This window comes from Clostridium chromiireducens, from assembly GCF_002029255.1.
Taxonomy (GTDB): Bacteria; Bacillota; Clostridia; order Clostridiales; family Clostridiaceae; genus Clostridium; species Clostridium chromiireducens.
In genome coordinates this window covers 22,768-31,557 of sequence record NZ_MZGT01000058.1, presented here as the reverse complement: position 1 = coordinate 31,557, position 8,790 = coordinate 22,768, and the positions used below count along the sequence as shown (strand labels likewise).

Sequence of the window (8,790 nt, the reverse complement as noted above, 5' to 3'; positions counted from 1 at the left end):
CTATACATAAGTAATGTAATAATATTCAACATTTATAAAATAAAGGTTGGAAGTCTAAACTATACCTCCAACCTTACCAAATGATCATATTACTTTTTGAAGTTTACACAAAAATCTTGACAGACTCGCGGAATTGGAACAACTTTCAGTTAAGATATGCAGCAGCTTATTTTTCAATGCCTGACTCCACATATATGTATTCTATTTCTTTGTTATGCTAGCACTTCAAGTATTTTATTTCACAGGTATATCTAAAAAGATTATATGTTTATTGTATTATTAAGCATACAGATTATACTAAAGATTATAGATATACTTCATTAAATGCATTGATAATCGAAGAAATATAAAAATACTTGCAGAAATATAGTCTTAATTTAAGTTTGCGGCTAAACAAAGAAAGTGAGTATATGTTTTTACGAAGCGTTCATTAGAAGATTTTGCTGGTTATGATTCTTAGAGTGTAAGTTGTTCCAAATGTGCTTGTTGAAAGCGTAGTCTTTGAAGCAAGCACTTTGGGTACAACTTATATTCTTAGAATCATCCAGCAAAATCTTCAAGGAACCGGAGTAAACACATATATTCACTTTCGATTATTAAGCAGTAAACTTAAATTAACCTCTTACTGCAAGTATTTTTATATTTCGAGTACCTCAAAATTACTTTAAATTTAAAGCAGAAATTAATTTTGCTAAATATTCATATGGTAGTTCCACGGAACCAATGTCTCCATGACGAGTATCTGTCTCTAAATCACCATGAAAATCAGAACCACAGGTTGTTAACAGATTATTTTCATTTGCTATTTTTACAAATTCTTTTGTCTCGTCTTCTGAATTCTGGAAGTAAATTGATTCCAGGCCATCAAGATTCATTTCTAAAAAATCATGTATATTAGTATGACGAATTAATTTAGGATGAGCTAGAAATACAAGAGCATTATATTTTTTTAAGAGCTTTAGCCCATCAGTTGTAGATAACTTCAATGTAGGCACGTAGGCTTTGCAACCTTTTCCAATAAACTTATCAAATATTTCATCCATTTCATATGGGTAGCCACATTTAATTATCTCTCTTGCGATATGAGGTCTTGCAATTGTATCTTTAGCTTCTTTAAGAATCTTTTCAAAATTTATTTCTATATTATATTCCTCTTTAAGTTTGTCAATCATCTTTTTTGCTCTAACGATTCTGTGATTTTTAATGTTGTCTAATTCTTTTGCAAGATCATCATTTTTAAAGTTGTCATCCTTAAAAAAACCTAAAATATGTATACTTTCATTATTATGTTGTGTTGAAAGTTCAATACCAGGTATTACAACTACATCATGTTTGTAACTCTCTTCTATAGCTTCGTTTAAGCCGGTTAGAGTGTCATGATCAGTTATGGCTAAATATCTGACATTATTTTTATGAGCTCTTTGAACAACCTCCTTTGGAGAGAGAGTCCCATCTGAAGAAGTAGTATGAACATGGAAGTCCACTTTAAGCATAAATTTAACCCCCTATTTTTATGGATTTTTAGTTACAAAATTATAATAACATAATCATATCATAGTAGATGAACATAAGTATATGAATAAATATATCTGTTTTACAAAATCAATTTAAAAATATATTTTATTATAATAAATTACTACTAGTATATGATTTAGAAAATAATAGATGCGTATATAAGAAATTGTGTCTTTAAAACTTATAAATTAAGGTTTTTAAGCTGAATTTTTTATTTTTTAACATTTAAAGCATACACTTTACATAGAAATATTAGAGGTCATATTTCTAATAATTTGAAAGAACTATAGTAAAGCAATATATTATATTGGAGGAATTAAGTTGACTAGTAAGGAACGATGTCCACTTACAGAAGTTAAAAAACATACTGCAAGGAGACTAGTAAATGATGTTGCGGGAATGGTTGAAGATACCAAGAAAGTAAACGCTATATGGCTGGAAGTAACAGGTTGTTCAGGAAATATAATATCATTACTTAATAGTGAAAATCCAGGACTTTATGATATTTTAACTGATATGGTGAATTTCACGTATAACAATACACTTATGGGTTCAGAAGGAGAGTTTGCTTTTGAAAAATTTTTAGAGACATTGGATACGGAGTTTATATTATTAGTAGATGGAGCAGTTTCAACAAAAGAAAAGGGCCGTTATAACATTGTGGCAAATTATAATGGAAAAAACATTACAGCATTAGAGGCAATACAATTAGCAGGTGGAAAAGCAAAGTATGTTGTTGCTGTAGGAACTTGCGCTTCTCACGGAGGTATATCTGCTGCAAAACCTAATCCATCAGAAAGCAAAAGCGTGCAAGAAGTTCTAAGCCGCCAGGTTATAAAGCTGCCAGGATGTCCATGTCATCCTGATTGGGTAGTTGGAACGATAGCACATTTAGTAGGGTATGGTATGCCACAATTGGATGATGAGGGAAGACCTCTTCTTTTTTATGGAGTTACAATTCATGATACTTGTACAAGGCGTGGATTTTTTGATAAAGGCATTTTTGCACAAAAATTTGGTGAAGAAGGATGTATGTTCAAACTTGGGTGTAGAGGACCTGTAACAAAAACGGATTGTCCAAGGAGAAAATGGAATGGATATGTTAATTGGCCTATTGGAGATAACACAAATTGTATTGGATGTGCGCAATCAAAATTCCCAGATGGAATGGAACCTTTTGTAAAGTATTAGGAGGAATTATGGGTAAAACAATAACTATAGATCCAGTAACTAGAATTAGTGGATTCTTGGAAATAAAAGCAGAAGTAGAAGGGAATACAATTGCTAAAGCAAATGCTAGTGGATTGCTTTTTAGGGGATTTGAAAAAATGCTAAAAGGAAGGTCGCCTTTAGATGCAGTGTATTTTACAGAGAGAATTTGTGGAATATGCTCTACAGCTCATTCTATGGCTTCTACTTTAGCTTTAGAGGATGCATTAAAAGTGACAGTTAGTTTGAATGATAATTATATTCGAGATATTATGCATGGCTTTGAATTTGTACAAAATCATTTAAGACATTTTTATTTACTTTCAATGCCAAGCTACGTAGAAATATCAAGCATAAAACTAGTAGAAGAACAACAATATACTGATTACAGACTTCCAGAAAGAATAAGCAAAAAAATAGAAGGAGATTATATTAAAAGTATTGAACTTAGTAGATTAGCTCATGAAGGACTTGCACTTCTTGGAGGAAAGGCTCCTCATAATCATGGGATTTTTGTGGGAGGAGTTACGGTAAATATAGATGCATATAAACTTGAAAAAGTGAAGAGTATTATTAGAAAGGTAGAGTCTTTTGTAAAAAATATAATGATAGAAGACGTAGGAATAATTTCAAAATATTATTATGATTATTTTAAGAAGGGTGAATCTTATCCAAATTTTATGACCTATGGTACTTTTGATAAGTATGAAGATACAGAAATCACATATGTTAAACCAGGAGTAATGAAGGATAATATTAAAGATAATTTAGAACCAGATAAAATAACAGAACAAATCCATTATTCTTGGTATAAAAAAGATGCAGGTATAGAGGAAGTGGACTTGTCTAAATTAGATGCATACTCTTTTATAAAGGCTCCTCGTTATTTAGGTCTACCTATGGAAGTTGGTCCGTTAGCACGGTTAATTATTAGCGGAGAATACACAAATGGACATTCCTGTATGGACAGAAATATTGCAAGGGTGTTAGAAACAAAAAAGATACTTGGAATAATGAAGAACCTTGCTGAAAGGGTAGAACTAAAACCAAATAATCAACAGGTCTATAATATTCCAGAAAAAGCTTATGGAGTTGGAATGATAGATACTACTAGAGGTGCACTTGGACATTGGATTGAAATAGATAAAAATGTTATTAATCATTATAATATCATAACACCTTCTGTATGGAATTTATCACCTAAGGATGCATCAAGTCTTCCAGGAATTACAGAAAGAGCCTTGATTGGAACTAAATTAAATAATGTTAAAGAACCTATAGAAATTGGTCGTATTGTAAGATCCTTTGATCCTTGTGTATCTTGTGCAACTCATTTAATTGGAGCAGCAGGAGACACAGAAATAGTAGAGGTTTTAGTTTGAATATAGATGAAAATAGAGAAATTATTATAAGAAATAGAAGTTCTGATATAAAGGTTATTGCTATTGGAAATATGTTAATGAGAGATGATGCGATAGGCATTGAAGTGGCAAAAGATATAGAAGAAAAGCTCTTAGGAAAAGAAATTGAAGTTATTTATGCTGAAACTGATGCTCAATATGGAATTTCTAATATACAAGAGGATAATTATATTTTTGTTTTAGATGCGGCATATTACGGAAAGGAGCCAGGTGAAATTACTTGCTTGCCACTAAATGATTTCATTTCAAAGAAAAAAGGATGTTCACAGCATAATTATAGTTTTTTAGATTTATTGAAACTTTATTATCCTTGTGTTAAAGGCGAAATTTGTGCAATTGAAGTTAAAGAAGTTGAGTTTGGAATCGGATTAAGTTCTGCATTGCAGGAAAAATTAAAAGTCATTTCTAAAGACGTTTTAGATAAAATAGAAAAATATATTATAAATAAGTGTAGGGAGTGAAAAATATGCACGATACTATTTTGTTGAGTAAGATTTCCCAGGAATTAAAAAAAATATGTGCAGCTAACAATATTAATAAAGTTAATACATTTACTGTTATAGTGAATCACAGGAGTCATGTTAATGAGGATAATCTTTATGAACATCTTAAGTATGAGGAGTGTGATTTAATTGGAGAATGGACAAAAATTTATGTGGAGAGAGAAGATATGCAGGATCAAATTGCTATTCTTAAAAACATTCAAGGTGAACAAAGCTAAGACATAATTAAAAATAGAATAACGTAAAACTATAAAGATTAGAGCAGGATATTAGTCTCGCTCTATTTTTTTATAATTTAAACTATAATAGAATCATTAAATCTACAGAAAAGGCGTAAATTTGAACAATAAATTTAGGATATTGGTTGTAGATGATGAACAAAATATTTTGGATGTGGTAAGATCTGCATTCCTTGAGAATGAAGGGGTTGAAAGGGCAGTTGATTCTTATATTAAAAATATTCTAAATATATAATAGTTTATATTCCCGTTCTGGGGTTATATTATATTTATGTGACTAAATCACATAAATTTCTCAAAGATTCATATATAATAAAATCATAGGGGGAAGCAAATGTTGAGTGATAATATTGGAACATTAGATAATAGAGGAAAATGTATTAATACTTTATATAACAAATATCCCGTGTTAGAGAAAGTTGATAAAAAGAGTAATGGAGTAATAAGTAAGGAAGCATATTTTAAAATTTTACATGCTGATGAATATGTAGAAGCGGCAGAAGGAACATGTCATGGGATTTTATTTGTTCTAGAAGGAGCAATTAATATACAAAAGATAAATTTAAATGGAGAGCAAACTAATTTATACAATATTAAAGAAGGTGAATTCTGCCATGAAGCCTTAAGCTGTATATCGAAATTTGAATCACTAAATATAATTGGAAAAGCAATTCAATATTCAGAAGTATGCATTATACCAATGGAGGTTGTTAAGCAGTACATTATGATAGATGAAGAATTTTTATTATATATATATGGAGATTTGCATAGAAAATTCAGTGCTGTTATTGAAAACAAAGAAGAAATGATGCATGAGTCTCTAGAAACAAGACTAATAAAATTATTAATAAGCAAAAATAGTAATATAATTTATGCAACGCATAGCGAACTAGCTTTTCAAATTGATTCTGCTCGTGAAGTTGTGAGTAGAAAATTAAAAAGCATTGAGAAATCAGGATACATAAAGTTAGAAAGAGGTAAGGTAATAATAATTAAAGATTTAAATGAAATATTAAAAGATTAATTATGTAGGTACAAAGAGGAAATAAATAGGGACTTGATAATTAATATAGCAAAATTTAATAATAGAGTTTCAAGTGTGATAAAGTCACAGACAATAATAATTATTTTAATTAAACTTGAAGTAACATTAATTTAATTAATGAACTAAGGTTAATGAATATATCCTATATAAATTTAAAAGAAATAGAAGTTTATAATTTATATATTAATTCGTAAATTAAAAAGGAGAGATTCTTATGAATAAAAAGATTATTATTGTTGGTGGCGTTGCAGGTGGTGCATCTACAGCAGCTAGACTTAGAAGGTTAGATGAAAATGTTGATATAATTATGGTGGAAAAAGGTGAATACATATCTTTTGCTAATTGTGGACTTCCATATTATATAGGAGAAACTATTGATGAAAGAGGAAAATTAATAGTTCAAACAGTAGAAGAAATGAGCAGCAAGTTTAATTTAGATATAAGAAACTTAAATGAAGTTATAAGTATAGATAAAGAAAATAAGAAAGTTAAAATAAAAAATCACAAAACAGATGTGGAATATGAAGAGACCTATGATGTTTTAGTTTTATCTCCTGGAGCAGCGCCACTTAAACCACAAATACCAGGAATAAATGAATGTGATAATTTATTTACTCTAAGGAATATACCAGATACAGATAAAATTAAATCTTATGTAGATAACTATAAGCCTAAACACGCAACTGTAATAGGTGGTGGATTTATAGGGCTTGAAATGGCTGAAAATCTTCATGCTAGAGGAATAAATATCACACTTGTAGAAGCAGGTGACCAGGTAATGGCTCCTCTAGATATGGAAATGGCAAGTATAATTCATGAACATTTAATAGATAAAAATGTAGAATTAATATTAAAAGATGGAGTAGCAGCTTTTGAAAACAAAGGTAAAAAGATAATATTAAGCAGTGGAAAAGAAATTACAACTGATATGATAATATTATCAATTGGAGTTAAACCAGAAACAACAATTGCAAGAGAAGCTAATCTTAAACTAAATGAAAGAGGGGCAATAGTAGTTGATAAATTTATGAAAACTTCTGACCCAACCATTTATGCTTTAGGAGATGCAGTAGAAGTTATGGATTTTGTAAATAAAAAGCAAACAATGATTCCTCTTGCTTGGCCTGCTAATAGACAAGGAAGAATAGTAGCAGATAATATATGTGGAAAAAATACTGAATACAAAGGAACTCTTGGATCATCAGTTGCGAAGATATTTGATTATACAGTAGCAACAACAGGTAATAACGAAAAGACATTAAATAGATTAGGCATAGCATACGAGGCTATTCATATTCATCCAGGTTCTCATGCTGGATATTACCCTGGATCATTCCCAATAGCTTTTAAATTGCTATTTGATCCAAAGTCAGGAAAAATATTTGGGGCTCAAGGTGTAGGACTTGATGGAGTTGAAAAAAGAATAGATGTGCTTTCAGCTGCTATTAAAGGAAATTTTACAGTCTTTGATTTGCAAGATTTTGAACCTTGTTATGCACCTCCATATAATTCTGCAAAAGATCCAGTTAATATGCTTGGGTACTATGCATCAAATATTAGTGAGGGATTTGTTAAAACAATTCAATGGAACGAAATAGATGAATTAGACAAAGAAAGATCATTAATAATTGATGTTAGAGAAGAGTTTGAATTAGTTACAGGAGGTTTTGATAACTCTATTCATATTCCCCTTGGACAATTAAGAAGCAGATTAAATGAAATTCCAAAAGATAAAAAAATATACGTTACTTGTCAAGTTGGACTTAGGGGATATGTTGCTTGCAGAATTCTAGAACAAAATGGAATACAGTGCGCAAATATAGATGGTGGTGTAAAGACATATCTATATGTAAAAAGAGCAGAAGAAAGCATTAAAAATCAACATGAAAATAATGAAGAAATAAAAGATGAGGTGGCTGTAATGAAATTAGAAGATCTAGATATAACAGAAATAAATGCAAATATTACGTTAAATGCATGCGGTCTCCAATGTCCAGGTCCAATAAAAAGAGTATTTGAAGAAATTAAGAAGATGGAAGATGGCAATATATTAGAAGTTAAAGCAAGTGATCCTGGATTTACAAAAGACATAAAATCATGGTGTGATTCAACAGGAAATACTTTATTAAAATCTGAATTTGATAATAAAGAAAAAGCCTTCATAGCATATATTCAGAAGGGGACATCAGCAGCTTTGAGGAAAAATGCTTCTTCACCAAATGTTGTGGAAAAGAATGGAGCAACATTGGTTGTATTTAGTGGAGATTTAGATAAAGCAATAGCTTCATTTATAATAGCAACAGGAGCAGCATCTATGGGGAAAGAAGTTACTATGTTCTTTACATTCTGGGGGCTTAACATATTAAAGAGTAAAAATAAACCTAGTGTAGCTAAGGATACTATGGAAAAAATGTTTGATATTATGCTTCCAGGGCATCCAGGGAAATTACCATTATCACAAATGAACATGATGGGAATGGGGCCTGCAATGATAAAGCAAATAATGAAAAAACATAATGTTGATGATTTGGAAACTCTAATAAAAAATGCAATAGATATGGGTGTTAATGTAGTTGCATGCTCAATGAGTATGGACTTAATGGGAATAAAAAAAGAAGAATTTATTGATGGAGTTGAAATAGGTGGAGTTGCTTCATACTTAGGATCAACAGAAGATTCTGGATTAAATCTATTTATTTAATGGTGTTAGAAATTTTGGTAGGTAGTCTAAATTAAAGTTAGACTACCTACTTTTATGAATAAACAGCATTTTTATTTATAATCTAATTAAGTATATCTTGAATGTTTATTAAGTTGCTTTATAATATCAACATTGTAGTAGTAATTGTTTTTAGCGG

The 8,790-nt window shown here is 30.2% G+C and carries 7 protein-coding genes; 6 read left to right on the top strand and 1 reads right to left on the bottom strand.

What is annotated here, in order from left to right; all coding sequences use genetic code 11:
• Positions 1 to 659: 659 nt before the first annotated feature.
• Positions 660 to 1,493, bottom strand: a complete 834-nt coding sequence (locus CLCHR_RS18200; protein WP_079441331.1) for a PHP domain-containing protein — start codon at positions 1,491 to 1,493, stop codon at positions 660 to 662.
• 343 nt (positions 1,494 to 1,836) lie between these two features.
• Here CLCHR_RS18200 and CLCHR_RS18195 point away from each other — a divergent pair, with 343 nt between their 5' ends.
• From CLCHR_RS18195 to CLCHR_RS18170, 6 genes are all read left to right on the top strand, one after another.
• A complete protein-coding gene (locus CLCHR_RS18195; RefSeq protein WP_079441330.1) occupies positions 1,837 to 2,706 on the top strand; it encodes a hydrogenase small subunit in 870 nt (289 codons plus the stop codon).
• An 8-nt stretch (positions 2,707 to 2,714) separates the two neighbouring features.
• The gene (locus CLCHR_RS18190) at positions 2,715 to 4,106 is read left to right on the top strand and encodes a nickel-dependent hydrogenase large subunit (RefSeq protein WP_079441329.1); all 1,392 of its coding nucleotides are present in this window, start codon (positions 2,715 to 2,717) and stop codon (positions 4,104 to 4,106) included.
• Positions 4,103 to 4,606, top strand: coding sequence for a hydrogenase maturation protease (locus CLCHR_RS18185; protein ID WP_341456923.1), 504 nt, complete (start codon positions 4,103 to 4,105; stop codon positions 4,604 to 4,606). The genes CLCHR_RS18190 and CLCHR_RS18185 overlap by 4 nt, the downstream gene beginning before the upstream one ends.
• Positions 4,607 to 4,611: 5 nt before the next feature.
• A complete protein-coding gene (locus CLCHR_RS18180; protein WP_079441328.1) occupies positions 4,612 to 4,866 on the top strand; it encodes a hypothetical protein in 255 nt (84 codons plus the stop codon).
• Between the two features lie 355 nt (positions 4,867 to 5,221).
• Entirely contained in the window at positions 5,222 to 5,911 is a 690-nt protein-coding gene (locus CLCHR_RS18175; protein ID WP_139376265.1) for a Crp/Fnr family transcriptional regulator, read from the top strand.
• A gap of 235 nt (positions 5,912 to 6,146) precedes the next feature.
• Positions 6,147 to 8,633, top strand: coding sequence for a CoA-disulfide reductase (locus tag CLCHR_RS18170; RefSeq protein WP_079441327.1), 2,487 nt, complete (start codon positions 6,147 to 6,149; stop codon positions 8,631 to 8,633).
• The last annotated feature ends 157 nt before the right edge of the window (positions 8,634 to 8,790 follow it).